General features: G+C 40.2%; 27 protein-coding genes and 5 pseudogenes. 1 reads left to right on the top strand and 31 read right to left on the bottom strand.

Annotation, left to right across the window (positions count from 1 at the left end):
- Positions 1–3 precede the first annotated feature (3 nt).
- The 10 genes from hisI to NST05_RS05055 form a co-directional block, all read right to left on the bottom strand.
- Positions 4–342, bottom strand: a complete 339-nt coding sequence (hisI, locus tag NST05_RS05100; protein WP_023909722.1) for a phosphoribosyl-AMP cyclohydrolase — start codon at positions 340–342, stop codon at positions 4–6.
- Positions 339–1,097, bottom strand: coding sequence for an imidazole glycerol phosphate synthase subunit HisF (gene hisF / locus NST05_RS05095; RefSeq protein ID WP_084828880.1), 759 nt, complete (start codon positions 1,095–1,097; stop codon positions 339–341). The genes hisI and hisF overlap by 4 nt, the downstream gene beginning before the upstream one ends.
- A gap of 1 nt (position 1,098) precedes the next feature.
- Positions 1,099–1,818, bottom strand: a complete 720-nt coding sequence (gene hisA, locus NST05_RS05090) for a 1-(5-phosphoribosyl)-5-[(5-phosphoribosylamino)methylideneamino]imidazole-4-carboxamide isomerase (protein WP_023909725.1) — start codon at positions 1,816–1,818, stop codon at positions 1,099–1,101.
- 48 nt (positions 1,819–1,866) lie between these two features.
- The gene (gene hisH / locus NST05_RS05085) at positions 1,867–2,475 is read right to left on the bottom strand and encodes an imidazole glycerol phosphate synthase subunit HisH (RefSeq protein WP_014621710.1); all 609 of its coding nucleotides are present in this window, start codon (positions 2,473–2,475) and stop codon (positions 1,867–1,869) included.
- Positions 2,472–3,056 carry an imidazoleglycerol-phosphate dehydratase HisB gene (gene hisB / locus NST05_RS05080; protein WP_014608422.1) on the bottom strand — a complete coding sequence of 195 codons (585 nt, stop codon included), beginning with the start codon at positions 3,054–3,056 and terminating at the stop codon, positions 2,472–2,474. Before hisB ends, hisH begins: the two co-directional genes overlap by 4 nt.
- A 19-nt stretch (positions 3,057–3,075) precedes the next feature.
- The gene (hisD, locus tag NST05_RS05075; RefSeq protein ID WP_023909727.1) at positions 3,076–4,359 is read right to left on the bottom strand and encodes a histidinol dehydrogenase; all 1,284 of its coding nucleotides are present in this window, start codon (positions 4,357–4,359) and stop codon (positions 3,076–3,078) included.
- Entirely contained in the window at positions 4,356–5,006 is a 651-nt protein-coding gene (gene hisG / locus NST05_RS05070; RefSeq protein WP_023909728.1) for an ATP phosphoribosyltransferase, read from the bottom strand. The genes hisD and hisG overlap by 4 nt, the downstream gene beginning before the upstream one ends.
- Positions 4,999–5,979 carry an ATP phosphoribosyltransferase regulatory subunit gene (locus NST05_RS05065; protein WP_014608424.1) on the bottom strand — a complete coding sequence of 327 codons (981 nt, stop codon included), beginning with the start codon at positions 5,977–5,979 and terminating at the stop codon, positions 4,999–5,001. The genes hisG and NST05_RS05065 overlap by 8 nt, the downstream gene beginning before the upstream one ends.
- Positions 5,976–7,028, bottom strand: a complete 1,053-nt coding sequence (gene hisC, locus NST05_RS05060; RefSeq protein WP_084828882.1) for a histidinol-phosphate transaminase — start codon at positions 7,026–7,028, stop codon at positions 5,976–5,978. The genes NST05_RS05065 and hisC overlap by 4 nt, the downstream gene beginning before the upstream one ends.
- A 424-nt stretch (positions 7,029–7,452) precedes the next feature.
- Positions 7,453–7,584: a hypothetical protein gene (locus NST05_RS05055; RefSeq protein ID WP_265578702.1), complete on the bottom strand. Its 132-nt coding sequence runs from the start codon at positions 7,582–7,584 to the stop codon at positions 7,453–7,455.
- A gap of 206 nt (positions 7,585–7,790) precedes the next feature.
- Between NST05_RS05055 and NST05_RS05050 the strand changes: the two genes are divergently transcribed.
- Positions 7,791–8,938 (top strand): IS3 family transposase gene (locus NST05_RS05050; RefSeq protein ID WP_095559415.1). Its coding sequence is split into 2 segments (ribosomal slippage): positions 7,791–8,043 and positions 8,043–8,938, totalling 1,149 coding nucleotides; the frame shifts between segments, so codons are not numbered across the junction.
- A 34-nt stretch (positions 8,939–8,972) separates the two neighbouring features.
- On the opposite strand, the pseudogene NST05_RS05045 reads toward NST05_RS05050, so the two are convergent.
- The 21 genes and pseudogenes from NST05_RS05045 to NST05_RS04945 all read right to left on the bottom strand — a co-directional run.
- Positions 8,973–10,096, bottom strand: a pseudogene (locus NST05_RS05045) (IS3 family transposase); the annotation flags it as partial.
- A gap of 75 nt (positions 10,097–10,171) precedes the next feature.
- Positions 10,172–10,567: a hypothetical protein gene (locus tag NST05_RS11060; RefSeq protein ID WP_445684142.1), complete on the bottom strand. Its 396-nt coding sequence runs from the start codon at positions 10,565–10,567 to the stop codon at positions 10,172–10,174.
- Positions 10,545–11,343 (bottom strand): annotated as a pseudogene (locus NST05_RS05035) (phosphodiester glycosidase family protein). The gene NST05_RS11060 and the pseudogene NST05_RS05035 overlap by 23 nt, the downstream one beginning before the upstream one ends.
- Before the next feature lie 96 nt (positions 11,344–11,439).
- A complete protein-coding gene (locus NST05_RS05030) occupies positions 11,440–12,174 on the bottom strand; it encodes a PHP domain-containing protein (protein WP_082245845.1) in 735 nt (244 codons plus the stop codon).
- Positions 12,175–12,182: 8 nt separating this feature from the next.
- On the bottom strand, positions 12,183–12,827 hold the full coding sequence (locus tag NST05_RS05025) for a TIGR01906 family membrane protein (RefSeq protein WP_084828884.1): 645 nt from the start codon (positions 12,825–12,827) through the stop codon (positions 12,183–12,185).
- On the bottom strand, positions 12,817–13,590 hold the full coding sequence (locus NST05_RS05020) for a TIGR01457 family HAD-type hydrolase (RefSeq protein WP_084828885.1): 774 nt from the start codon (positions 13,588–13,590) through the stop codon (positions 12,817–12,819). The genes NST05_RS05025 and NST05_RS05020 overlap by 11 nt, the downstream gene beginning before the upstream one ends.
- Before the next feature lies 1 nt (position 13,591).
- Positions 13,592–14,335 (bottom strand): acyl-ACP thioesterase domain-containing protein, encoded by a 744-nt coding sequence (locus tag NST05_RS05015; RefSeq protein WP_084828886.1) that lies wholly within the window; start codon positions 14,333–14,335, stop codon positions 13,592–13,594.
- Entirely contained in the window at positions 14,336–15,472 is a 1,137-nt protein-coding gene (gene hemW / locus NST05_RS05010; protein ID WP_084828887.1) for a radical SAM family heme chaperone HemW, read from the bottom strand.
- Positions 15,473–15,566: 94 nt separating this feature from the next.
- A pseudogene (locus tag NST05_RS11055) lies at positions 15,567–16,263 on the bottom strand (hypothetical protein).
- 103 nt (positions 16,264–16,366) lie between these two features.
- Positions 16,367–17,600 (bottom strand): annotated as a pseudogene (locus NST05_RS05000) (IS256 family transposase).
- Between the two features lie 207 nt (positions 17,601–17,807).
- Positions 17,808–18,107: a hypothetical protein gene (locus NST05_RS04995; protein WP_084828888.1), complete on the bottom strand. Its 300-nt coding sequence runs from the start codon at positions 18,105–18,107 to the stop codon at positions 17,808–17,810.
- A gap of 202 nt (positions 18,108–18,309) precedes the next feature.
- A complete protein-coding gene (locus NST05_RS04990) occupies positions 18,310–18,684 on the bottom strand; it encodes a hypothetical protein (RefSeq protein ID WP_232693823.1) in 375 nt (124 codons plus the stop codon).
- Positions 18,662–18,805 (bottom strand): hypothetical protein, encoded by a 144-nt coding sequence (locus tag NST05_RS04985; protein WP_223899688.1) that lies wholly within the window; start codon positions 18,803–18,805, stop codon positions 18,662–18,664. The genes NST05_RS04990 and NST05_RS04985 overlap by 23 nt, the downstream gene beginning before the upstream one ends.
- 162 nt (positions 18,806–18,967) lie before the next feature.
- On the bottom strand, positions 18,968–20,014 hold the full coding sequence (gene rfbB, locus NST05_RS04980) for a dTDP-glucose 4,6-dehydratase (RefSeq protein WP_084828890.1): 1,047 nt from the start codon (positions 20,012–20,014) through the stop codon (positions 18,968–18,970).
- 429 nt (positions 20,015–20,443) lie between these two features.
- Positions 20,444–21,037: a dTDP-4-dehydrorhamnose 3,5-epimerase family protein gene (locus NST05_RS04975; RefSeq protein ID WP_084828891.1), complete on the bottom strand. Its 594-nt coding sequence runs from the start codon at positions 21,035–21,037 to the stop codon at positions 20,444–20,446.
- Positions 21,037–21,906: a glucose-1-phosphate thymidylyltransferase RfbA gene (gene rfbA, locus NST05_RS04970; protein ID WP_084828892.1), complete on the bottom strand. Its 870-nt coding sequence runs from the start codon at positions 21,904–21,906 to the stop codon at positions 21,037–21,039. The genes NST05_RS04975 and rfbA overlap by 1 nt, the downstream gene beginning before the upstream one ends.
- A 230-nt stretch (positions 21,907–22,136) precedes the next feature.
- Positions 22,137–23,228 carry an NAD(P)/FAD-dependent oxidoreductase gene (locus NST05_RS04965; RefSeq protein ID WP_084828893.1) on the bottom strand — a complete coding sequence of 364 codons (1,092 nt, stop codon included), beginning with the start codon at positions 23,226–23,228 and terminating at the stop codon, positions 22,137–22,139.
- A 66-nt stretch (positions 23,229–23,294) separates the two neighbouring features.
- Positions 23,295–24,123, bottom strand: a pseudogene (locus NST05_RS04960) (ZIP family metal transporter).
- A gap of 12 nt (positions 24,124–24,135) precedes the next feature.
- On the bottom strand, positions 24,136–24,924 hold the full coding sequence (locus NST05_RS04955) for a Nif3-like dinuclear metal center hexameric protein (RefSeq protein ID WP_011226154.1): 789 nt from the start codon (positions 24,922–24,924) through the stop codon (positions 24,136–24,138).
- A complete protein-coding gene (locus NST05_RS04950) occupies positions 24,914–25,600 on the bottom strand; it encodes a tRNA (adenine(22)-N(1))-methyltransferase (RefSeq protein ID WP_084828894.1) in 687 nt (228 codons plus the stop codon). The genes NST05_RS04955 and NST05_RS04950 overlap by 11 nt, the downstream gene beginning before the upstream one ends.
- 97 nt (positions 25,601–25,697) lie before the next feature.
- On the bottom strand, positions 25,698–26,138 hold the full coding sequence (locus tag NST05_RS04945) for a GtrA family protein (RefSeq protein WP_002951076.1): 441 nt from the start codon (positions 26,136–26,138) through the stop codon (positions 25,698–25,700).
- Between the last annotated feature and the right edge of the window lies 1 nt (position 26,139).

The following is a 26,139-nucleotide window of genomic DNA, read 5'->3' as shown; positions in this document are numbered from 1 at the left end:
CTCCTATCTATCTTGATTGTCATCATATATATCCGTGATGAAACAGCTGTAAGCTCCTGTATGACAGGCTGCTCCTTCTTGTTCAACGGCAATAAGTAGGGTGTCCCAATCACAGTCAGTCTTGATGCTTTTGACATGTTGGAAATGACCAGATATGGCGCCCTTATGCCAAAGCTCATTTCTGGAACGGCTCCAGTAATGCATTTGTTTAGTCTCAAGGGTCAACTGATAGGACACCTCATTCATATAGGCCAACATAAGCACCTGTCCTGTCTTGTAATCGGTCACAATAACTGGTACCAGTCCTCCTTGTTTGTCAAAATCAAGTTTAACCTCTGTCATTGTCTCACCTCAATTCCTGTTTTTGCCAAGACTTGTTTGGTTTCACCTATATTTACCTCACCGAAGTGGAAGATAGAGGCTGCCAGTGCACCAGTCGCTGTTGTCTTTTCAAAGACTTCTACAATGTCCTCAATATTTCCTGCACCACCAGAAGCAATGATCGGAACATCGACGACTTCTGCCACACGATTAAGCATTTCCAAATCAAAACCAGACTTGGTGCCGTCCTTGTCCATACTGGTTAAGAGAATTTCTCCAGCCCCCAAGGCGACGACTTCTTGAGCCCATTGGATGAGATCCCTACCGGTATTCTTACGGCCACCTGCCACAAAAACATGCCAGCTCCCATCAGCCATCTTTTTAGCATCAATCGCAGCCACGACACACTGATTGCCAAATTTTTGGGCACAATCAGCGATTAGTTGCGGGTTGGCATGGGCTGAGGAATTAACAGCAACCTTATCTGCACCGGCTTTGAGCATCTTGTTCATGTCTTCAACCGAACGGATACCACCACCAACTGTGAAAGGGATAAAGACCTGATCGGCAACGCGTCGCACCATGTCAACCGTTGTTTCACGATTATCTGAAGTCGCCGTGATGTCCAAAAAAACAAGTTCGTCACAACCAGCCTCATAATAGGCACGGGCAGAATCAACAGGATCACCAACATCTGTTAGATTCACAAAGTTAACTCCCTTGACGACACGACCATCCTTGACATCCAGACAAGGAATAATACGTTTTTTAAGCATATTAACCTCCGAAAGACTTGAGCTGGTCTAAAGTGATATTGCCGTTATAGTAGGCCTTACCGACAATGGTTCCTGCTACACCAATCTCTTGTAGGTGATTTAAGTCGGATAGCTCTGCAATCCCACCTGAAGCGATGACTTTAGCGGTTGTGAGTTCAGATACCAAACATTTGTAGTGATCAAGATTGGGTCCTGTCAGTGTGCCATCTCGATCAACGTCTGTATAAACAATGAGGGTTACGCCCATTTTTTCCATTTCCTTGGCCAAGGTGATGTAGTCCACATTGCTGGTTTCCAACCAACCTTCTGTAGCGACAAGACCTGCCTTTGCATCTATACCCACGACAATCTTATCGGCACCAAATTCCTCCAAAGCTGCTCTAACGAAGTCAGGATCTTTGACGGCCATTGAACCGATAATGATACGGTCGATGCCAACTGCCAAATAGTCACGAATCTGCTCCAATGTGCGGATACCGCCACCCATTTCGATGCCAAGTCCAGAAATCTTCTTGACCTCCGCAATCAAGTCACGGTTAGTGGCACGACCATCAAGAGCACCATCCAAGTCAACAAGGTGAATGAATTGGATGCCCGCATTCTTAAGGGTTTTTGCTTGCTCAATAACATCTGGATTGACGACGGTTTTTTGGTTGAAATCTCCTTTGAAGAGACGAACAGCCTGTCCATCCTTAATATCAATTGCTGGTAGAATTTGCATCTCCCCTACCATCCTTTCTAACTAAAAAATCTTTGTTCTCACGAGATTCTAGGTTTTACATAATCCCACAAACCGTTCAATAATACCTAAACCAATATCACCTGATTTTTCGGGATGGAATTGGGCACCATAAACATTGTCTTTATGGATCATGGTTGGAACCTCGATACTATAATCTGCAGTAACATCAATATATTGGATAGGTACATCCGTAAAATAACTGTGAACGAAGTAGACAGATTGGCCATCTAAACCATCTGTCAAAGGGCTAGCTTGCTTAACAGTCAAATCATTCCATCCTATATGTGGGACAGGCCGCTCCTTATTAGCAGGAATGGCACGGCAAACACCAGGAATAAAGCCAAGACCATCTGTTTCTTCATGCTCCAGTCCTTTTTCTGTTAAAATCTGCATACCTAAGCAAATTCCTAAAAGTGGAACTCCTTTTGCTACGGCCTCTTTGATTACAACTACCAAACCTCTTCGCTCCAACTCTGCCATGGCTGTTGGATAGGCACCTACACCAGGTAAAATCAAACCATCTGCAGCTAGAATTTTCTCTTTGTCAGCAGACAATTCTGCAGTCACACCGATTTTTTCAAGGGCACGCAGAACATTTGCGATATTCCCCGCATCGTAATCAATGACGATAATCATAGCATCCCCTTTGTCGAATTTACGCCGTGAATGTCAGGATTGACTGTAATGGCTTCACGCAAGGCACGACCTGTTGCCTTGAAAAGACTTTCTGACTTGTGGTGATTGTTTTTTCCGTGGAGAATCTTGAGATGAAGATTCATTTGAACATTAAAGGCTAAAGCTTGGAAAAACTCTTCAATCAATTCTGTGTCAAAATTACCCAATTTAGGATTATCAAAACTAGCATCAAAGACCAAGAAGCTACGTCCAGACAAATCTAAGCTTGCCATTCCGAGGGTTTCATCCATAGGTACGAAAGACGTTCCATAACGGTTGATACCTGCTTTATCACCCAAAGCCTCTTTAAGAGCTTGACCAAGTACGATACCGACATCTTCAACAGTGTGGTGACTATCAACCCAAAGGTCACCATCAGCCTTTACCACCAAAGACATACGACCGTGACGGGCAAACAAGGTCAACATATGGTCAAAAAATCCGACACCTGTTTGAATGTCTACTGGTTCTTGAGCATCCAAATTGAGACTTAACTTAATTTTGGTTTCAAAGGTATTACGTTCAATTTCTGCTTGTCTCATAACTGCTTCCTCTACTCTCTCAATTATTGTCATTTCTGACTTCAATAGCCTTGGCGTGGGCCTGCAAGCCTTCCGCATAAGCCAAGGTTGTAATATCGTGTTTTGCCTTATTGACTGCTGCCTTGTCGTATTGCGTATATTGGATACGTTTGACAAAATCATGTACACCTAAAGCTGATGAAAAGCGGCTGGTTGCTGTCGTTGGAAGAATGTGATTAGCACCGGCATAGTAGTCACCAATTGGTTCACTCGTAAAGTGACCAAGAAAGACGGAACCAGCATTTTCCACTTTTTCTAGATAATCATAGGCCTTGTCCATAGCAATTTCCAAATGCTCTGGCGCAACCGAGTTCATGAGCTCAAACATGGCATCTGTGTCCTTAGTGATAATAATACGGCCGTTATTTTCAATGGAAGGACGAGCAATCGCTTCTCGTGGTAAAAGCTTGAGTTGACGTTCAATCTCGCTTTCAACCGCATCGGCCAAGACTTCAGAATCTGTTACCAAAATGGCACGTGCTCGCTTGTCGTGCTCTGCTTGAGACAAAAGATCAGCTGCTACATAGCTTGGATTAGCGCTACTATCAGCAATAACACCGATTTCTGATGGTCCTGCAATCATATCAATACCGACAATGCCGTAAACTTGCTTCTTAGCAGTCGCCACGAAAATATTTCCGGGACCTGTAATCTTGTCAACCTTTGGAATCGTTTCTGTACCAAAAGCCAAGGCCGCAATTCCTTGAGCTCCACCGACTTGGTAAATGGTGTCCACACCAGCCAATTTTGCGGCTACTAGAATTGCAGGAACAAAGTGTTCTTGTGGCGGCGTAATCATAATAATCTCTTTAACCCCAGCAATTTTAGCAGGGATGACATTCATAAGAACTGATGACGGATAAGCCGCTGTTCCTCCAGGCACATAAACACCAACACGATTGATGGGACGAATCAATTGACCACGAATAACTCCCTCACTTGGTTGGTCCTCAAAACCAGCCTCCAACTGATGTTTGTGGTAAGATTCAATGTTTTCTTTAGCATTGACTAGGGCTTGATAAACCTCTGGATCAATTTCCTTAAAGGCTTTATCAATAAGATCTTGTCCAACTTCAATATCAGTCAAATCAACCTTATCGAACTTCGCTGAATAATCACGAAGGGCCTCGTCTCCACGTTCTTTAACGTCTTCGATAATAGCTTGAATCGTTCTTTCAACGTCTCTATTTTCTTTTGAAAGTTCCAATTGCTCCTGATAAAGAAGCTCAGCAATTTCTTTATTAGTTCCAGTTAATCGTTTCATTCGAACGGTACCTCCTCGTTTCCAACAAGTGATTCAATCTTACGAATGAATTGCAGGACTTCCTTATTATTTTTCAAAGAAGCCTTATTAACAATCATTCGTGCTGAAATCCGACAAATATCTTCATAAACTTTTAGGCCATTTGCAACAAGGGTATTCCCTGTTTCTACAATATCGACAATGGCATCCGCCAGACCAATAACGGGGGCAATCTCAACGCTCCCTTGAATCGAAATAATCTCGACATCCTCACCCTTTTGATTAAAATAATCAGTTGCAATGGTTGGATACTTGGTAGCAATACGTTTACGTTTATGGTCATTAGGATTATAGTCTTCTGTTGAAGCCACGCAGAATTTACAAAGGCCAAAATTAAGGTCTAACATTTCCAAATAGCCTGTCGGATGTTCAACCAGAACATCCTTCCCAACAATTCCAATATCTGCGACACCGTGTCTAACACAGGTTGTCACATCTGGAGCTTTAACCAAGAGAAAACGGAAACGGTTGTCAGGACTCTCGAAAATCAAATTACGTCCCTTATCAGCCATGAAAGACATATTAAAGCCAGCTTTTTCCAGCAATGTAACCGCATCTTTTTCAATACGCCCCTTGGTCAAGGCAATTGTGATTTGATTGCTAGTCATCCATGTCACCTCCAAATTCCACATCGTCATGTACTGCTTGATAAACTGAGTCGATATCAATAGCCCAACCAACCGCTGTTAACTCGGTAGCCCCAAAACGTTCAAATAGTTTATCGTAGCGGCCACCTGATACAAAAGCATCCGGTACCTTATCACCGAAGACCTTAAACATTATGCCCGTGTAGTAAGGCACTGCTGGTAATTGAGCCAAATCGAGCGTCGTCTCTGGGAGATTATCAGCTAGGCGACTGGTTAAGACTTCCAAACTATCCAAAGCTGTCAAAAAGGATTCATTGTCGGTTAACTGTCTCGCCTCGGTCAAGACAGCAGTTGTCTCACCAAAGAGGAATGGCAACTGCTCCAAAACCTTGTCATATTGACTTGGATTTTCTTTAGTGAACTCCTTGAGACCTGTGATTGATTTATCACGGATATAGGTGGCCAACTCTGCTTCTTTTACTGCTGGAAGGTTTAATTCTTCAAAAATGAGTTGCAGGAGCTGGGCATGTGAAAATTCAAACTTGTAATTTCTGACACCTGCCACATCCAAGGCCTCTTTAGCAGATATCACAGCTTCTTCCAATGCCTGATGAACTGGAAAACCAATGATTTCCACACCAGCCTGCGTATGCTCATTGGACAAGCCACGCATCTCTTCGTTGTAGTTAAAGACCTTTCCAGAGTAGGAAAATTTAATCGGTGTATGAACTTGTGTGGAAGCAATTACGCGCCCGATTTGACTGGTAATATCAGGACGTAGGCTAATAAGATCTCCATTTTTATCAAAGAAATTATAGTTACCATTGTCCACCACATCACTGAAGACTTCAAAATGCTCTAAGGTTGGTGTCTCAATACGAAGAAAACCCTTTGTCATCAACAAATCACAAATGCAATGCTCAATCTGATACATGGTACGGGCACGTTTGAAAAGTTTATCGTGCATTCCTAAGGCTAAGGTCGTTTTTTTCATGCTTGTAACTCCTGTATGGTCATTAATACACGCTCCATCTCATCCTGAGTTCCAATAGAAATGCGTAGTCTGTCAGAAATACGCTCCACTTTTGGAAAATAACGGACATAAATTTTCTTACTTTGGAGATAGGCAAACAATTGGCCTGCAGTCACTCCGTATGGCTTGACCAAAACAAAATTAGTTTTTGAAGGTAGGACATCAAAGCCAATCGCCTGCAATTCTTGGCTAAACCAGTCACGTGTTGCCATAATCTTAGCGCAAATGTCCTCATAATAGTCCCAAGATCTAACCGCTGCAGTCCCCAAGGCTTCAGCAATGCTATCCACATTATAGGGGTTGACTGAATTCTTAACGGCATTGATGACAGCCATTAGTTTTGGACTTCCTATGCCGTAACCGACACGCAGACCAGCAAGGGAGGCATCCTTAGAAAAGGTCCTGGTGATAAACACATTGTCATATTTTTCTAGGAGTGGTAAGGCCGTCCCCCCACCAAAGTTGATATAGGATTCGTCAATAATCACAACTACCGACTGGTTGGCCTTTACAATCTCCTCGACTTGATCTAAAGGTTTATAAATACCTGTTGGAGCGTTCGGATTAGTAAGGATAATTCCACCATTTTCGACCAAATAATCTTGAGTATCAATCTCAAATGAGGAGGTCAAAGGCACTTCTCTAAAGGGGATGCGATACAAATCTGCCCATACCTTGTAAAAACCATAAGTCAAATCTGGAAATATGATTTTTTCCTCACTGTTAAAGAAAGCTAGAAAAGCCATTGATAAGATGTCATCTGACCCATTTCCAATAATAAACTGATCGGCAGGCACACCCAATTGATCAGACAAAGCTTGACGCAAAGCCGTTTGATCCAAAGTCGAATACTTGCGTAACTGATGGGCATCAAAGGATGCTAAAGATTGATGAACTGCTGGACTTGGTCCATAAGCATTTTCATTAGTATTCAACTTAATGATATTTTTCTCAGCAGGCTGACTACCCGCTACATAGGGTTCAATCTTTCGTAATCCTTTGATTTCCATAGTTTATCCTTTCTCTTTGACTCTAACCAAGTGTACTTCTCGTTACAGACTCTAAAAAGTGTAACAAAAAACGTCCTCGCAAAAATAACTTTTGCAAGGACGTTGGCACGTGGTTCCACCTTAATTCGAACAGGGGTCACCCCCTCTTCCTCATGAAGTCACAAAGTTTCACTTGTAACTCCCAGTCTCTAACGGAACCACCCGTCGTACACTACTGTCATCCAGAGTTCGCATACGCTCTCAAGAATGTGTCGTCTTTGATCTCATGCGTTCTCAGCTTCCCGCATTCTCTGTAAAACGATCTGACTTTTTTCTCTCAACGATTTAATTTGAAATTATTCTACATGAAAATTTAAAACAATGCAAGCCTTTTTTTGTATATTTAATAAAAAAACACATAGTCTTTTTGAGATTTCCTAAGGAGTTAATGGTCGTCAGGTGATATTTCCCTGTGGATAATTTCAGCAATGCATGCAGTTTCAGCTGCTTCCATCGCTAGAAAAAGTCTCCTTTTATTTATATTGCTGTCACAAAAATAAATCTCTGTTATTTTCATAAAAATCTCTTTAGTCTATTTCCTGATTCAAAATAATTTTTCCACTTATAAGGTGTATATTTATCCTAAATAAAATTTCAAAGCAAGGTAAAAAGCCTGAAGTATGTGTACTGACCCCATAAAGTTAGACAACTAATTTATCCAAAGGATGGAAAGGTTATAATAAACTAGACACAAAGTTAAGAGAAATCGTGGAAAGGTTTATTATGGCAAGAAGAAAATTCGATAAACAATTTAAAAATTCTGCAGTAAAACTCATTCTTGAAGAAGGTTACTCTGTTAAAGAAGTCAGCCAAGAGCTTGAGGTTCATGCCAATAGTCTTTATCGCTGGGTTCAAGAAGTTGAAGAATATGGAGAAAGTGCTTTTCCAGGCAATGGGACAGCCCTAGCTAATGCCCAACATAAGATTAAATTGTTAGAGAAAGAAAATCGTTATCTTCAGGAGGAACTTGAACTTCTAAAAAAGTTCCGGGTCTTCTTGAAGCGAAGCAAGTAAAACGTTTTGAATTTCTCTTGAAACATCATGGGAAGATAAAAATTAAGCATGCAGTAAAAGTTCTTAAGGTTTCTCGCTCAGGTTTCTATGAATACATGCATCGTCGTCCTTCAAAACAACAAGTGGAGAGAGAAATTCTCTCAGAGAAGATAAAAGCTGTCTTTCATGAGCATAAGGGACGCTATGGTGCGGTTAGAATTACCAAGGTACTTCATAATACTGGTATTATGACCAACACGAAACGTGTTGGGAAACTGATGCACTTGATGGGACTTTATGCCAAGGGAAGCCGTTATAAATATAAACATTACAACAGAAAAGGAGCTTCGCTTTCAAGACCCAATTTAATTAATCAGATCTTTAAAGCAACAGCTCCTAATAAAGTATGGCTGGGAGACATGACCTATATCCCTACCAAAGAAGGCACCTTATACTTAGCCGTGAATATCGACGTTTTTTCACGTAAGATTGTAGGCTGGTCAATGTCTTCACGGATGCAAGATAAACTGGTGAGGGATTGCTTCTTACAAGCTTGTGGGAAAGAACATCCTCAGCCTGGCTTGATTGTCCATACTGATCAAGGGAGTCAATATACAAGCTCTCGTTATCAATCTACTCTTCGTCAAGTCGGTGCTCAATCTAGCATGAGTCGTAAAGGAAATCCCTATGACAATGCAATGATGGAGTCTTTTTATAAGACGCTAAAGAGGGAGCTTATTAATGATGCTCATTTTGAGACAAGAGCTGAGGCTACTCAAGAAATATTTAAATACATTGAGACCTATTACAATACAAAAAGGATGCATTCAGGTCTTGATTACAAGTCTCCAAAAGACTTTGAAAAATATAATTCTTAAATTCTCTTAACTCCGTGTCTAGTTTTTCGTTGACTTTCCAGGATTTAGTTCTGTATTGCACAGGACCAAGTCCTTTTAGTTTTACCTTAATGTGTTTGTTGTTGTAATAATCAATATAGTCTACAATAGCTTGTTCCAATTGCTCAAGTGAGTGAAACGTCTTCTCGTAACCATAAAACATCTCAGACTTAAGAATGCCAAAGAAGGATTCCATCATACCATTATCTGGACTATTTTCCCCTTACGTGACATGGACGGTTGGATCCCCTTATCCTCTAAAAATTGATGTTAATACTGATGTTGGTATTACCAACCTTGATCACTAAGGTTATCTGCTTTCTTGCCAACTTCTCCTTGGTATGAAGAATATTTGTGTTTACGACGAATTTGGGAACTTAAACCAAAGAGCTTCATCAGACGTTGGACCTTCTTCTGGTTCACTACAAAACCACGATTCCTCAATTCAAGAGTTATTCGGCGATAGCCATAATTTCCTTTATACTCATAATAAATTTCTTGAATTTAGCCTTTAGTCTCTTCATCTTTGTCGTGCCCATCTAGTTGTTTCAACTGATAATAGTAAGTCGAGCGAGCAAAACGTGCAGTTTCAAGAAGTAAATCTAGTCGAAATCCTCCTGAAACCCTTTTCTCTAACTGTTTCTGCCTTTCTCGCTGTAAGGCTTCGTCCCTTTCCTCTAACTCTTTTAACTTTTTTAGGTAGGCCACCTCGGTACGTAAGCGTTCATTCTCCTCTTGGAGTCGCTCTAGTTCTGTCATTTCTTCCCAAGTTTTCTTACGTTTACGCCCCATTTTAGGTACTCTCCCTCCTCTTTTCTCAAGAAGAGTATACCCATTTTTCTTATATTGCGCTATCCAATTAGGCAACATTCCACCACTTGAAAGACAATAATCAAGACTTACACTTTTTTGTGAACGACCTTCAAGTAGCACTTTATCAATCATTTCTTGTTTTAATTCTGGTGAATCGTAACGATGCTTACCTTTCTTGATAATTTCTATTCCGTAACGTTCAATCAATCTCGTCATATATCTTAATCCAGAAGCACCCACACCAAATCGTTTTGAAAGTTGGTTGAAGGTTTGACCTTGCTTTCTCAATTCATATATTTGAACTTTATCTTCATAAGTTAATTTCATAATAAAAACACCCCAAAAGTTAGATTTTTCTATCTAACTTTTGGGGTGCAGTTCAATTACTCCAAGCTTTCATTTTTAAGCCAGTTTTGTAGATCTGATAAATCCTATTAGAAGACTCAAACAAAGTAGTCCAGCTTCCACATACCAATAGGGCATATCCACACTAGTTGTACGTCCTGAAACTTCAACAATGCCTTTAACTAAACAGGCACTTGATACAACCGCGATTGCTGAATTTAATAAGAATTTCGAGACACGATTTCTCACCCAAGACATTCCCAGTCCTGTTAGCAGATAAATCATAGCTCCAGCCAATGGTGCAAAGAACATCAGGTGCATAAACCTGGATGATTCACCATAAGAAAAGAGTTCATAGACAAAGGTAAAGACCAGGCTAAAAATAGTTAAACCAATATAGGTGGTGAAAAAGTGCTCGCTAGCAGATTTTTTAGTAACCGATGTAAACGATATCGCTCACCGCCCTTTCTGAGATTTTGTTTCCGTTTGTGGGTTGGCTTATTAATGACTTGACCATTAGAATACATGGTTGATGAGTCACCACCATTAAGGTTGTAACCAGTCATCACGCCATAAGATTTCATCAACTCTGCCATTTCATAAAGAGTCAATCCTGACGACTCACTGGTACGACCATCAGAGACAATGACAATGTAGTGTACACTTCCATCACTTTCTTCATTAACTACGATAGCTGTACGTGGATTGTCGGCCATGTCTTGACCAACCTCTTCATTTTCTGAGACAGCTACCTTACCATTTTCAACCAGGGTTGGACCGAAGGCAAAGGTATTCACCACACCTGAATCGACCAGTTTTTGAGCAGTTGTCTCACTATCGCTAAAGGTCTTGAAGCTACCGTCTGAGTAGACTGCAGGGGTCTTCATAGTCACTGTTTCGATCAGTATCACGATAGACTTGACCATTTTTAATCACACAGCCTGACTAGTTATCCCCATAATAGTCATCATTGATGGCAAAGATAGCATTATGTTGCTGGGCAATACTTGAAGTGACGTCAGTTATATTGGTACCATAGGTGTTTTGTCCAAAGCTGTTTTAAGGTAGTCCGCACTTGAAAGCTTGATATCAGCAACATAGTAAGTGGAATCACTAGCTTTGCCCGTCGTGATTTCAATTTCCATATTGTCATCTTTATAAGTCGTATCCGTCTTAGTGGCATCACCAGTGCTGGTAGATGCTGTCGACGAATTGCTTGAAATTAGCATAACAAGCAAATCTTAAAATCTTCTATAAATCCCATAACAGCGTCTTTCCTTTAAGTTTCCCTTAAGAAAAGACAGCCTCAACTGAAGCTGTCTGCTCTATATAATCATATCTTCTGTAATTTCGAATTCTCTCAAGAGCTCCTGAATCTTATCAAAGTTCAGACGAAAATGCTCCAATTTATGCCCATCAGAGCCAATAGAATACTTGCGACATCCCAAATCCTTGACAAGGGCCAAGACATAACGATAAAGACCTTCATGATGATAAAGGTAAATGCTCTTTGAATTCAGCTCAAAAGCCAAATCATTAGCAATCATTTTCTTAAAAATACGTTTAAGCTGATTCTCATAAGCTTTTAGCTCATCAACAGTCACATCAAAAAGACGGAAACCATAGTCAAAGTGGGCCAGAACATCTGCGTCCACACGACCAACAGCATACTCCAACTTATCCAGATATTCTTGAATAATGTTAGCCTTGTCCATATCAGCCACCTCATCATCGAGATAATCATTAACCCCATTATGGTGAACAGAAAGCAGTTTGAGATCATAGTCCTTACCATCCAAAAAGTCTAAAATATCGCTTTCTCTAGGCTGGTAATAGCCAATCTCGATGCCTCGTTTAATACGATTGCCATACTTGAGGTTGAGTTTTTCAACCTCATGACTATAAGACTCGTAATCTGGCACATCGTCCTGTTTTGTATAGGGATTAGAAAGATCATAATGCTCAGTTGTTACAATCTCGCCATCAAAATGGGTTAAATAATCAGTAAAATTCGCATCCGAATCATAGGAATGATGGGTATGCAAATGGTTATCACGAATAAACATCATTACTCCTTATTTTTTAAATAGCTTCTCACCTGTTTGTGGGCTAGCCAGGTCAATCCCATCATGATTCCCTCGTACATTATAAAGAAAATCACAAAACATTGAAGGAAATACTCTTCTGGCAAAACATTAATAATCGGGTCAAGCATTGGATTAAAAAGCCAACTACTATCTCCAGGAAAGAGAGCCTCATGAAAGAGAATGAAGAACTGATCAAATCCTAGGAAAAATCCCACTACTCCAATAAGGATTGGTAAAACAGCTAGACTCAGATAAAGTCTACGATAGAGACCAAAAGTCCCCTTCTTCACATTTCGCCAAAGAAAGCTCACAGCTGGATAAGCCAGTAGGACAACAAGGATCTGAACCAGATGAAAGAGCCACTTGACATCATAAAAATGCTTAAGACCACTCTCCGAAGACGGAAAATCAGGCATGGCCAAACGGCCCACCCAAGGAAAGGTCAGATACCGCATGAGGACATTGAAGTTATGCCAAAGATCACTTTTGCCGATAACGACATAGTTCAAAAGATGCATCCAGTCAATATCAAAATAATAGAAGCCCCATGCTAGGTAAATCGTGACCAGAATAGACAAGGCCAGGAGCCAAATAGGAGTCAACACTGCTTCAATATTAGTTCGCATCAAAATCCCACTCCGCTAGACTAGCAAGTACATGGTCTGGTTTTACTGGTAAATCCACAACTTCTTCCGCCTTGGTGAAACCAGTCGTCACAAGAAGTGTTGGAAAGTCATTTTTAATGCCAGCTGTAATATCAGTCAAGTAATTATCACCAACCACAATAGTTTGGCTACGTTCTGTTCCAAGGATTTCAAGAGCTTTGTTCATGATAATAGCTTTAGGCTTACCAATAATGATTGGTTTCACACGCGTCGCTGTCTCAATAAGGGCTAAGAGGGAACCAGCACCTGGAAGCAGACCTCGTTCTGTTGGGATATTCAAATCTGGGTTTGTCCCAATAAACATAGCCCCTTTATGGATAGCAAGGGTTGCTTTAACCAGCATTTCATAAGTGACATCACGGTCCAATCCCACTACCACATAATCAGGATTTTCCTCATCTACCGTATAACCCGCATCCGCAATAGCAGATTTAAGCCCAGTCTCACCAATAACATAAACTGTTTTACCACGATTCATATCATTCATGTAGTCAACTGTCGCCAGGGTTGCTGTATAAATAGTTTCAAGAGGCGTTTCCAACTCGCACTGATTACACAAAAGCTCTTGGACCATCTCTGGTGTACGCGTACTGTTATTAGTCACAAAAAGATAGGGAATCTGACGCTTCTGCAACTCCTTAACAAAGGCCTCCCCTTCAGGAATACGATCCTTTCCCTTATAAATGGTTCCATCTAAATCAATCAAATAACCTTTATATGTCATCTTACTCGTCTCCTATTTCTTTCCATTGAATAATGGCCTGGGCATGAACATTACCATCAACACAAATCTGGTGTTGACTGCTCAAACTGCCTTGGTCAAACTCATAGCCAGAATAAATTTTTGAGCCATGATGGATTTCTTTAACGTACTTGAGATCAATATGGGCTGGTGTGTACTCGGTCAAAAAGTCCAAATCGAAAACATCCAACATCCACTCTAAGTACTTACTATTATTAACGTGTCCATTCATGTCCAGGTCAAAATAGCGTACACGGTATAAGATCTCAAGCGGATTTTCCAAAGTCTTATAGTGAGGACCTCGAAGCAACTTTTTAATCTTATCTGCTCCATAAGGTGCTACCACCTCATCTGGCACCTCCGCTACCTTACGCGTTTCATAATCCATGAGGGCAAAGGTAGTCTTAAAGAGCATAATTTGCTGACCAGCCTCATCTGTGATATAAAAATTACGGTAACAGAAAATCTTATTATAGGAAATGGCTTCCGTTGTAATGGTTACTTTTTCATTGTAGCGAGGCAAACGGTCAATCTCAATAGCATAGTCTGTCACAATCCAAACAAGACCGTAATTATCAAAAACGTCCTTATCCGTATTACCCAGAGATTCTGACTGCATGCCAGAGACTTGCAGTGAAAAAGCCAATAAGTGTGGCAATTTCACATGATGTGTGATGTCCGTCTCATAAAACGGAATCTGATAAGGAATGCTAAATTTTAATCCCATCTAATCCTCCAAGATAAATTGCTCAGCGACACTATCCCCCAGAAAGAGTCCACGTTTCGTCATACGAACAACCTCTGGATCCTTGACCAAGAGACCATCTGCCTGTAGTTTTTCCACAATGTCTCCATAAGTATCCGCAAATGACATACCAAACTTCTCTTCAAACCGTTTGATAGACACACCCGACTTTTTACGTAAACCAAGGAAAAACTCCTCCTCCATCATCTCTACCTTAGTCAGATGTTCTTCATTGAGTCTAGCATGACCATCCTCAGCTATAGCCTTTAGGTAATGTTGGATCGGTCCTCGATTACGGTAACGAACACCATTCACATAACCAGAGGCCCCAGCACCCACTCCATAGTATTCATCATTATTCCAATACATGAGATTATGTCGGCTCTCCATCCCGGGTTTGGTAAAGTTAGAAATCTCGTAGTGCTCAAAACCATTTTTTTCCAACTCTTGGATAATATAGTCAAACATCTCTACTTCCAAGTCCTCAGTGGGTAGATTGAGCTTACCCCGACGCATCTTATTCATAAAGACCGTGTGATGTTCCAATATCAAACTGTAGAGACTTAGATGTGGAATATCCAGTTCCAGTGCCTTTCTCACATTTTCCTTGACTTGGTCCATAGTTTGACCAGGCAGAGCATAAATGAGGTCAATGGAAATATTATGGAAACTAGCAGACTTCAAGCTATCAATGCTTTCATAAATCTGTGCTTGATTGTGACTGCGACCAATTTGACGCAAGTGTTTGTCATCAAAAGTCTGAACCCCTAGAGATACCCGATTAACAGCAGATTTTTTTAGTACTTCAATTTTATCAACCGTCAAATCACCAGGATTGGCCTCAATGGTAAACTCCTCCAGCTTTGATAAATCCAAGTTCTTCTGAAGATGACTTAAAAGGTAGTCCAATTGCTCAGCAGAAATAGCTGTGGGTGTCCCCCCACCAATATAAAGGGTACGAAGCTCCTTGATATCTGAAAGCTCCCACTCACGAATCAAAGCCCGTAGGTAGTCATCAACGGGCTGATTTTTAATAAATACCTTGGAAAAGTCACAATAATAACAAATCTGTGTGCAAAATGGGATGTGCACATAAGCTGATGTTGGTTTTGTTTGCATGTAACTATTCTACCATTTTTTAGCAGAAATGAGACCTTGAAAAAGAAGAGTTTGACGCAAAAAAGAAGCCATCTCTCCAGATAGCTTCTTTACTTCATTTTGTTAATGAAAATGGAAAAGCATTGTAGTGGCTATAATCAAAGGTTGGTCCCAAATCAGAGATAACTTGAACTGGTGTGTATGTGATATTTTCAAGAATAAAACTAGGCTTAACTTGGAAACCAGATCCCCCCATTCCAGTAAGGCCAGAGAGTAATTGCCACCTTACTAAACGTAGAAATTACCAGAAATCTGTACAGCTTTTGCAGTTATAAAACTTTGACAATAGGGTTCGTAAGCGACATTAAAATTTTCCTTTGAAGTAATGTTTTCATCAGCATCAACTGTAAAACTAATATCTGTTGCTTGAGGACTCATACCAGTCCAGGTTCCAACCAAGGCTGATGGAACATGAGAGTCACTTTGGGTATCAGGTGTTACTTGGCCAGACTTATTTGACTCAGTAGTAGCACTACTACTTGTTCCTGATTGAGTATCAGTTACAGCTGTAGCTTGATTTCTTTTACTGAGCTAGATTCAGAATCACTTGCTAGGTCTTGGCCTTTTTAGCAGATTTCCTTTCAGTAGTTTTTGTCTTTGCTGATGACTTTACTACTTTAGAAGTTGAAGTTGTAGATGATGATGTAGTGCCTTTTTTCTGACTTGAAGCCACATCCGATAAGAGCCCCAGAAAAAGCTACAGATAACAAAACAAGTAAACAAACATGGATAACTATACTTTTTATTTTCATAAACCTTTTTTCTGTATGTATATTATATTATAAAATTCAAGCGTTGTTTGTAATTGATACTGTCAATAATTATGTGTAAACACTCAAGTAGAGTTGAAGAATGTTAATCAAATAAGCTTTCAAGTGTGTCAGCACATTGGCCAAACCCTTTATGGATGCGTTGATTTTGCTTGAAATTATAATCTTCAAACAGGGTAACTAAATAACGTTCCAGAGCCTCCTCGTTAGGAAAAAGGACCTTCTTTTTCGTTTGACGTTTGATTTCTTTGTTAAGAGACTCAATGAGGTTTGTCGAATAAATACTATGCCAAATCTGGTAGGGAAACTGATAAAAAGTTAAAAGATTATCCGTATTCTCCAGACTTTCCATGACTTTCCTATACTTTGGTTTCCATTCGGCGATAAAGTTCTCTAAAGCTTGCACTGCCATTTCTAAATTTTCAGCACGATAAATCGTTTTAAATTGCTCCAGAATAACCGCTCTATCTGCTCGTTTCACTTTACTAGCTAGATTTCGACTAATATGAATTAAGCAACGTTGTTGTTTAGCTAATGGGTAAGCCTGATTGATAATCTCTTCAAGCCCCTTGAAGCCATCGGTCACTACAAGAGAAACCTGTTGGATTCCTTGGTTTTGAAGCTTGTCTAACAGGGTGGACCAAGAAGCATTGTTTTCATTTGGGGCGATTTCATATCTAAGAACAGCCTTCTGTCCTTCTGGTGTAATGCCAAGTGCGATATGAATACATTCTTTACTAACGGTTCCAAGTCTTAAGGGGAGATAGGTTCCGTCAAGAAATAAAACAGAGTAATTGGCTTCTAAGCTTCGCTCATGAAAAGTAGCGACATTCTCCTGAGTTGCTTTTGAGATATTAGAAATTGTGGCAGGACTATAGTGATGACCATACATTCGCTCGATGATATCACTAATTTCTCGAGTCGTTACACCGGTTTGATAGAGTTTGATAACCATCTCTTCCAAGTGGTCATCTCGACGTCCATAAGCGGGAAGCAAAGCTGGACTAAAGTTCCCATTACGATCTCTAGGAATACTCAACTGAACAGTCCCATATTTGGTTTCGAATTTCCGTGCATAGCTTCCGTTACGACTATTCCCAGAATTATAGCCTAATTTTCCGTGCATAGCTTCCGTTACGACTATTCCCAGAATTATAGCCTAATTTATCGTAAGGTTCATACCCTAAAAAGGCTGATAACTCTGCTTGAAGCAGATCATTCATTGCTGTTTCAAGAGAAGTACGGAAAAATTCATCAATATCTTGCTTTTGGGCTAGGAAGTTAAGTAGTTCTGTGGTAACTGAGTCATAGGAATAAATCTCTTTCTAGTAATGTTTTGCAACTCTACTATAACGGATTTATTCCTTTTTGTGTTTACACAACTTATTTTACACTACCTTGTAATTTTGTAACTTTTTGTAATGTTTTGTCTTTCTGTTATAAGTTAATAGGTCCTTTTAACCAAAAAAGCCTATCACTCCCACAGGAATGATAGACTCTTGACTATTATTTAAGTACTCCTTATCTTATCTGATATTAGCGAGTACCTTCTTTTTCAAGATAACCTGAATAGGGATGATCGTAGCATCTTCCGAGACAATAATGCGTTTACTACCATTCACAACTACAAAATAGTATAAACCTTTCTCTACGTGGTAGATATCGTTAACACTCTTAGCCTGATAACCGTGTGACTTAAGGGACTTCTGTATTTCAGCAAACTCTTTTTGTACCTTACTATTATCACCTCCGCCTGATTGATCCATCAGATATTCTTTTAAAGGTGTAAGAATTAAGATATCTATATCATCAGAATCTGTAGTCATTACTCCATTTTCAGAGATAGTAACTTCTCCTTTTGATTCATCTTCATAATTAAATGTCTTCCATTTTCCAACAAAAACTTTTGAAACCTCTTCCTTGTGAAAAAGACATTTCTTTTTGAAATTTTTGGTGTTGGAACCGTAGTAATCTAGGTCTGATAAGGTTAAATCTAGAACAAAGTTTGCCCCATCCTTCTGAATTAGATTATAGAAGCCAACCCCTTTCCGTCTTTACCAATACAACCTCTTTTGTCTGTAATTGGTATTTCTTGTCAAAATCAGCAATCGTTTTTAGTTTTGAATCACTGACGTCTTCTAAGCTTGTTTCAAACTTCTGTCTAATTTTCTGACCAATAGAGATTTCTTTGATTTCTTCTTCCCTATAGCCTACAACGAGTTTTGACTTCTTCCCATTTAAGTCATAAACCAAAGCAGTATTATTACTATTTACCCACAAACCACCCAAGTTTGTTCCTTTGGAAGAAAATAAAAATAATCCAAGACTTGTTGTTAGAACAAGAAGTAAAGCAATGGCAAGACCTATAAACGTCTTCTTTCTAAACTTTTTTCTGTTTAACAAAGACAAGCTGCTTTGCAGAGGGGTGATTGACCATTTGACCAGTCATTTGATTTGATAAAGGCATGGCTTCTTCAGTCATATTCTTACCGTTGTTGGTAAAATTAGCTTGTCTTCCTTCCATAACAAATTCACCATTTAAAAGGGCCTGCTGACACTCCTGAATAGTGGCTTACGATTATTAATCACTTCAAAATATTCAATCAATTCTTTTCTATTCAATATCTCTCCTAACAATTCTTAATAGAAAAATCTATCACTAGTTTATAAGTGATAGATTTTCCAATTATTTAAGTACTTCTTGTGTCTTAGCGTAGTTAGCTTCAACAGCTTCTTTTTCAGCTTTCCACCAGTCTTGGTGATCTGTGTACCACTTAATTGTTTCTTCCAAACCTGATTCGAAGTTTGTGAATTGTGGTTCCCAACCAAGTTCTTCACGCAATTTTGTTGAATCAATAGCGTAACGCAAATCGTGACCAGCACGGTCTGTCACACGGTCGTAAGCATCTTTTGGTTGACCCATTTTTTCAAGGATGAGCTCAAGAACTTCCTTGTTGTTCTTTTCACCATCAGCACCAATCAAGTAAGTTTCACCGATACGCCCCTTAGTAAGGATGGCCCAAACACCGGTTGAGTGGTCATTAGTGTGAATCCAGTCACGGACGTTTCTACCATCACCATACAGTTTTGGTTTAATTCCTGACAAGATATTGGTAATTTGACGTGGGATGAATTTTTCAATATGTTGGTATGGTCCATAGTTGTTTGAGCAGTTTGAGATTGTTGCTTTAACACCAAATGAACGAACCCATGCTTTAACAATAAGGTCTGAAGCAGCCTTAGTTGATGAGTAAGGTGATGATGGGTTATATTTTGTTTCTGCTGTGAATTTTTCTCCAGGACCTTCACCATGTCCAGGGAGATCTTCACGCAATGGAAGGTCACCATAGACTTCATCTGTTGATACATGGTGGAAACGAATATCGTATTTACGAGCAGCCTCCAAGAGTGTGTATGTACCAATGAAGTTAGTGTGGATAAATGGCGATGGGTCGTTCAATGAATTGTCATTGTGGCTTTCAGCCGCATAGTGAACGATGGCATCCGCTTTAGCAGCCAATTTGTCTACCAATTCAGCATCAGCAATATCACCAACAACTAATTCAACACGGTCACCAAGGATTTCTTCAATGTTGGCACGGTTACCAGCGTATGTGAGTTTGTCAAGGACAGTCAGATGAACGTCCGGATGATTATTGTAGACATAGTGTACGAAGTTTGAACCAATGAAACCTGCACCACCAGTTACGACGATGTTTTTATATTCAGTCATTTTTTCTCCAAATAGTTTTTACTTTTGATTGTTCCTTAAATCAATTTTTTAGCTTTCCTTAGGTGATTACGGACGTAAACGAACTTCTGCGAAGTTCCATGACTAAATCAAGATATAAAGGGCGTCTGCGGATAAAGTCAAAATAGGAAGTTTAACGCTGAATCTTTCGATTCTAGGAGAACTTATCTTTTTGACACGATCCTCAGCCCATGTTCAATTAGTTTTGAGCCCTTTCGCCCTTTAATTTCCGGGCTCAGGCTAAAACAGTTCCCCAAACTGTTTTACTCTCAAAACTTCCGAACACCTGAAACAAAATAGTTCAGGTGCTTTTCTCACGGCGGGAAGCTAAGCATATAGCTCGATTCGCTCGTTTATAGCAAGGCTTAAAACTGTATAATAATTTTCTTGATTGTTTTAACAGCTATATTTTTACAAATCTTCTGATTTTAGTGGGTTGACGTCTTTGAGAAATGGGTGATTTTTATCTGCTTCTGAGACTTCTGCTTCCTCCAAGTTTTCCCACTTGATATCAAGGCTTGGGTCTGCGTAGTTGACAAAGGCATATTTTGGTTTGAGTTCAAGTGCCCAGTAGTCGTTCACAAGATAGCTGTATGCAACCTTATCTGACAAAACTTGGAAACCGTTAGCAACACCACGAGGAACAAAGATTCCTTTCGAGGCATCAATAACTGTTTGGTAAGTATTCCCAAAAGTTTCGCCTTCACGAAGGTCAACCCATGCTCCAAGAACCTTTCCTTCATCTGCTACTGAGATATATTTATCCCAAGGCTCAGCGTGCAAACCACGCAAAACATTTTTACGTGAAAAAGAAACGTTGTTTTGCAATTTTCCTTCTGCAAAGAATGATTCTGGAAAACCAAGTGGCAACATTTTTTCTTTTTGGAAGTTTTCCTTAAACCAACCTCGGTTGTCTCCATGTACTGGAATATCAAATTCAAGCAAGCCTGGAATGGCTTCACTCTTACGTACAGCTAGTTCTTTTCCAAAAAATTGTTCAGTCATTATGCTTCTCCAATCAAACGGAGCAAATATTGTCCGTATTCATTCTTCTTAAACGGTTGTGACAATTCGAGGACCTTTTCTTTAGTTATGTAGCCCATACGATAGGCAATTTCCTCAAGGTTAGCCACTTGGACATTTTGCAAACGTTGAACCGTTTCAATGTATTGAGCAGCTTGCAGGAGGCTTTCGTGAGTGCCTGTATCCAACCAAGCAAAGCCACGCCCCATCAACTCAACAGAAAGATCTCCACGATCTAAGTAGGCCTTGTTAACATCAGTGATTTCAAGCTCTCCACGAGGGCTTGGTTTGATATTTTTAGCAATTTCCACGACATCATTATCATAAAAATAAAGGCCTGTTACAGCAAAGTTTGATTTTGGATGTTCTGGTTTTTCTTCGATTGAGATGGCATTCATATCATCATCAAACTCAACAACACCAAAACGTTCTGGGTCTTTAACTTGGTAGCCAAAGACTGTTGCGCCTTTTTCCTTAGCTTCAGCACGTTGAAGCATTGCAGAAAGACCATTGCCATGGAAAATGTTGTCCCCGAGTACAAGAGCAACACTGTCATCACCGATGAAGTCTTCGCCTATGATAAAGGCTTGAGCCAAGCCATCTGGACTTGGTTGTACAGCGTAGGAAAGGGAAATACCAAACTCTGAACCATCACCAAGGAGTTCTTCAAAACGTGGAAGGTCCTGTGATGTTGAAATGATGAGGATTTCCTTGATTCCAGCCAACATAAGCGTTGACAATGGGTAGTAAATCATTGGTTTATCGTAAATCGGCATCAGTTGTTTGGATGCAGCACGTGTCAGTGGATACAAACGTGTCCCTGAACCGCCTGCAAGAATAATACCTTTCATAGGAAGGCTCCTTTTTTTCCTTAATATATTACTATTATTTTAGCATTTTTTAGGCTCCTTGTCACGATAAATCCTATCCTCTTAAGCTTTCATTAAGAAAATCAAGGCTGTCCATTTTCTTAATCAAATGGAATAAGAATTTCGAATGAAATCCTTTTTTGCACTATTTCTATTAAAAATAGTGATTGTCATTCTTTTCTTAAATTTTAATATGTTGAGGGGCTTTACAACTATTGATCTTTTTTCTTAACGTACTGAGTCACTGGATAATCAGTACTGTCCAAGCTACCAGAGCGATTCATAACCAAATCAACTAGATTTTTTCCAATAAGTGGGCCAGTTGTAAGACCAGAGGAGCCTAGACCTGAAGCTACGAAGACGTTTTTAAGCTCTGGAACTTCTCCAAAGAAAGGAGAAAAGTCACTGGTATATGCTCTAGTTCCCACACGTTCAGAGAAGGACTTAGCAGTACTTAAGTCAGGAAAATAGATCTTAGCCTCCTCCTCCAGACCTTCTAAAACAACTTCATCAACCGTCAAATCAAAGCCTTTATCATTTTCGTGACTGGCCCCTACCGAGATCTTTCCACCCGCAAAAGGTATGATATCTAACTCACCCTCTGGCATCAGAACAGGTAACTTACCAGTATCTAAACCCTCAAAGAAATAATCTCGTAATTGACCCTTTTGGGGTCGAACACCCACTTCAAAACCAAGGGGTTCAAGCGTTTGACCTAGCCAGGCACCACAAGAAAGAATGACTTTATCAAAAGTTTGAGCATTAATCTCATAAGTCTCATTATCAAGAGAAGAGAGTGTAACTAGCCCCTCTAGCTTTTCAAAACCAGAGGCCTCAATCAAAGTAGCTGTCAGTTCTGCCCCCTCAACTCTGGCTCCACCAGAAGCATAGAGACAACGGTCAAATCCAGTGAATTTAGGGAGTTCATCGGCGTTTTTTATAGAGAGTTCACCAATAATAGGTGACTCTTCTAACCTAGTTTCAGCATACTGATACAAACCGTCCAATTTACCATCATCTTTCTTGAGAAGGACCACACCAGACTGATCATAAAAACTCGTGTCATAACCATCATTTTCAAGATTTGAAGTTAACTCTTGGTAAAAATCAGCTCCCAAACGAGCCATGCGATACCAAGCTTTATTTCGGCGTTTAGAAAACCAGGGGCTGATGATCCCCGCAGCTGCCTTGGTTGCTTGTCCAGGACCATGGTCAAAAACAGTAACCTCTACGTCTTTTTCTTTTGATAAGTAATAGGCAGCCGTTGAACCGACAATACCTGCTCCAACAATTGCAATTTTCATCTCTAACTCCGTCTATTTGAAAAGAGCTGAGACCTATACATACAGGAACAGCTCATCATTAATCATTTATCCCAAGGCCACATCCATAACCATCATGACTACAAAGCCAACCATAAGTCCCAAAGTTGCCATGTCAGTATTACCATTTGCCTGTGATTCAGGAATCAATTCCTCTGTTACCACAAAAATCATGGCACCTGCTGCAAAGGCCAAGGCATAAGGAATAATAGCCATCATCCACATAACAAGAGCAGCTCCCATGATAGCTCCGATAGGCTCCACGATAGCTGACATAGAACCCACATAGAAAGCCTTGATTCGAGATTTAGCATCTGCTCTAATAGGAATAGAAAGGGCTGCACCTTCAGGAACATTTTGCAAACCAATCCCGATAGCCAGACCAATAGCTCCCATAAGACCAGCGAGTGTCATATTACCACCTGCCAAGGCACCAAAGGTAACCCCGACTGCCAATCCTTCTGGAAAGTTATGAATGGTAATAGCCAAAAAAAGTAGGGCAGTTTTTGATAATTTTTTCTTACGAGGCTGAATTCCTTCCGCTTTTGAAATATCATTTTCCAAATGCAAGTGAGGGACGACAGCATCAATCAAACGAAGGGCAACACCACCAAGTAAGAATCCAGCTGCTGCGGGAAACCATGACAATTTACCATATCCATTTTGACTAGCATAAGCCAAAGAAGGAGCCAGTAGCGGACCAAAAAGAGGCTGCAATCATGACACCAACCGCAAAGCCCATCATGATGTCTTGCAATTTACGGCTAATATTCTTGAAGAAGAAAACTATGGCTGAGCCAACAATAGTACATCCCCAGGTAAAGAGACCGGCAAGAAAAGCTAAGAAAACAACATTTTGATGTAAAAACCAAGTCATAAACAAATCCACCTACAAATGATCAAAAGGATTTGTTGACGACTGACTTTCAAGTATCGTCACATGCCAATTATGCTCACGTTTCCAGACCTCAAGTTTCTCAGCAATCTTTGAGACAAAGAGGGCTTCGATATGGTGACCGGGGTCAATAGCCAAGAGGCCATTAGTAATCATCTCTTGACCCGTATGGTAATAAATATCTCCCGTGATAAAAACCTGTGCTCCCTTTTTCAGAGCATCCTTGTAAAATCCTTGACCACTACCACCGCAAATAGCCACACGGTTAACAAGAGGATTGTCATGATTATAACGAACCAGTCGAACACTATCTAAACCAAAAGCAGACTTGACTTTAAGAGCAAGATCTTCAATGGTCTGTGGCACAATATCACCCACTCGACCGATTCCTTGATTTTCAGCAGTCTCTGTTAAATAAGTGGTATCCTTAATGTCAAGTAACTCGCAGAACCAATCATTAAGACCTTCATCAACGACATCAATATTGGTATGACTGACATAGACAGCAATGTCGTGCTTAACTAGATCAAGCAAAATATCACGGTCCGGTGACGACACCAAATCCTTTACAGGACGGAAAATAGGTGCATGCTTAGCAATGATAAGGTCCACACCTTTTTCAATGACTTCAGCTACTGTATTCTCACGAACATCCAAAGTAACCATGACCTTCTGAATCTCCTTATCCAGACTGCCAATTTGTAAGCCAACCACATCACCTTCCATGGAAAGTTCCGGTGGACAAAAGCTTTCATAAGACTTGATAAGATCACTAGCTAACATGGTCCAAAACCTCCTTAATGGTTTGAATTTTTTCTTCAAGAATTGCACGGTCATCCTGATTGGCAAGGGGAATAGACCCCAAGGCAATCTCTAATTTATTAATTTCACGTTGCCATTTGAGCTGGAAAACCTGAGACTGCTCTTTCATAAGATGAGGGCCAAAGCGAATCTCCCTCTCTGAAAGGTTCATTTGACCAGCTTCTGCCACTATGATTTCGTAATATTTGCCATTTTCAGTCATAATGGCTTCTGCAACAATAGTAAAACCATTTTCCATCAACCAGATACGGAGATCATCTTCCCGATTATTTGGTTGCAAAATCAGACGGTCTACGTCCTTAAGTTTGTCCTTTCCAGCATCAAGAATATCCGCAATAAGACGTCCCCCCATACCACAAATCGTGATAGTTGTAACGGCATCATAAGGCTCAAAGGCAGCTAAGCCATTCGCCAAGCGCACGTCGATTTTATCATTGAAACCAGAAGCTGAGACATTTGCGAGAGCTGATTCATAAGGACCCTTTACCACTTCGCCAGCAATGGCTGAAGTAATCAAGCCCTTTTCAAGTAGATAAATTGGAAGATAGGCATGATCACTTCCTACATCCAAGAGTTTTGCGCCTTTAGGAACGTAGGTTGCTACGTCCTTGAGACGTTGAGATAATTGTACGTACATGTTTCATCTTTCTATTTTTTAAGTCTCTTCAATTATATCAAAAAAGGAGGTCGGTAAGAAACGCTTTTAACATATTTCCTAACAACTTCCTTTTTGATTATACTTTTTCGTCCGTAAAGACGAAGAATTTTGAAATAATATAGTTCAACACAATGATAAGGACCTGAGCAAATAGGCTCTCGATACCATTTACCCATGCCTGACTATGGCCAACAAATTGACCAATAATCTCTGGATAAGTATCTACCAAGAAATAGGCTAATGCCAAATCCAAGACCAAGGTCAAAAGGCGGGCTCCTACGAACTTAACAAAGCGCGTGGCCATACCTGCCGTTTCCTGATTAAAGACAAAGATGTCATTTGTAAAAAAGGCAAAGATAATGGCAATCGCATTGGCCAGGACAGCCGAGAGGGTCCCTTGTTTGGTCAACTGAAAAATCAAGGTACGACTAACCATGTAAACCAAAGTTGCCAAAACCCCAAAGAAGAGATATTTGAAAACTTCGGTAGCCATAAAGCCTCTGAGTTTAGCTAGCATA

The sequence above is a fragment of the Streptococcus sp. FSL E2-3494 genome (genome assembly GCF_038007085.1).
GTDB lineage: Bacteria > Bacillota > Bacilli > Lactobacillales > Streptococcaceae > Streptococcus > Streptococcus thermophilus.
This window is presented reverse-complemented; position numbering and strand designations above follow the sequence as displayed.

Excerpts from the sequence above, each read along its gene's own strand:
- hisI (WP_023909722.1), bottom strand. The coding sequence starts at position 342 with ATGACAGAGGTTAAACTTGATTTTGACAAACAAGGAGGACTGGTACCA.
- hisF (WP_084828880.1), bottom strand. The coding sequence starts at position 1,097 with ATGCTTAAAAAACGTATTATTCCTTGTCTGGATGTCAAGGATGGTCGT.
- hisA (WP_023909725.1), bottom strand. The coding sequence starts at position 1,818 with ATGCAAATTCTACCAGCAATTGATATTAAGGATGGACAGGCTGTTCGT.
- hisH (WP_014621710.1), bottom strand. The coding sequence starts at position 2,475 with ATGATTATCGTCATTGATTACGATGCGGGGAATATCGCAAATGTTCTG.
- hisB (WP_014608422.1), bottom strand. The coding sequence starts at position 3,056 with ATGAGACAAGCAGAAATTGAACGTAATACCTTTGAAACCAAAATTAAG.
- hisD (WP_023909727.1), bottom strand. The coding sequence starts at position 4,359 with ATGAAACGATTAACTGGAACTAATAAAGAAATTGCTGAGCTTCTTTAT.
- hisG (WP_023909728.1), bottom strand. The coding sequence starts at position 5,006 with ATGACTAGCAATCAAATCACAATTGCCTTGACCAAGGGGCGTATTGAA.
- NST05_RS05065 (WP_014608424.1), bottom strand. The coding sequence starts at position 5,979 with ATGAAAAAAACGACCTTAGCCTTAGGAATGCACGATAAACTTTTCAAA.
- hisC (WP_084828882.1), bottom strand. The coding sequence starts at position 7,028 with ATGGAAATCAAAGGATTACGAAAGATTGAACCCTATGTAGCGGGTAGT.
- NST05_RS05055 (WP_265578702.1), bottom strand. The coding sequence starts at position 7,584 with ATGAAAATAACAGAGATTTATTTTTGTGACAGCAATATAAATAAAAGG.
- NST05_RS05025 (WP_084828884.1), bottom strand. The coding sequence starts at position 12,827 with ATGCGAACTAATATTGAAGCAGTGTTGACTCCTATTTGGCTCCTGGCC.
- NST05_RS05020 (WP_084828885.1), bottom strand. The coding sequence starts at position 13,590 with ATGACATATAAAGGTTATTTGATTGATTTAGATGGAACCATTTATAAG.
- NST05_RS05015 (WP_084828886.1), bottom strand. The coding sequence starts at position 14,335 with ATGGGATTAAAATTTAGCATTCCTTATCAGATTCCGTTTTATGAGACG.
- hemW (WP_084828887.1), bottom strand. The coding sequence starts at position 15,472 with ATGCAAACAAAACCAACATCAGCTTATGTGCACATCCCATTTTGCACA.
- NST05_RS04995 (WP_084828888.1), bottom strand. The coding sequence starts at position 18,107 with ATGACTACAGATTCTGATGATATAGATATCTTAATTCTTACACCTTTA.
- NST05_RS04985 (WP_223899688.1), bottom strand. The coding sequence starts at position 18,805 with ATGGAAGGAAGACAAGCTAATTTTACCAACAACGGTAAGAATATGACT.
- rfbB (WP_084828890.1), bottom strand. The coding sequence starts at position 20,014 with ATGACTGAATATAAAAACATCGTCGTAACTGGTGGTGCAGGTTTCATT.
- NST05_RS04975 (WP_084828891.1), bottom strand. The coding sequence starts at position 21,037 with ATGACTGAACAATTTTTTGGAAAAGAACTAGCTGTACGTAAGAGTGAA.
- rfbA (WP_084828892.1), bottom strand. The coding sequence starts at position 21,906 with ATGAAAGGTATTATTCTTGCAGGCGGTTCAGGGACACGTTTGTATCCA.
- NST05_RS04965 (WP_084828893.1), bottom strand. The coding sequence starts at position 23,228 with ATGAAAATTGCAATTGTTGGAGCAGGTATTGTCGGTTCAACGGCTGCC.
- NST05_RS04955 (WP_011226154.1), bottom strand. The coding sequence starts at position 24,924 with ATGTTAGCTAGTGATCTTATCAAGTCTTATGAAAGCTTTTGTCCACCG.
- NST05_RS04950 (WP_084828894.1), bottom strand. The coding sequence starts at position 25,600 with ATGTACGTACAATTATCTCAACGTCTCAAGGACGTAGCAACCTACGTT.
- NST05_RS04945 (WP_002951076.1), bottom strand. The coding sequence starts at position 26,138 with ATGCTAGCTAAACTCAGAGGCTTTATGGCTACCGAAGTTTTCAAATAT.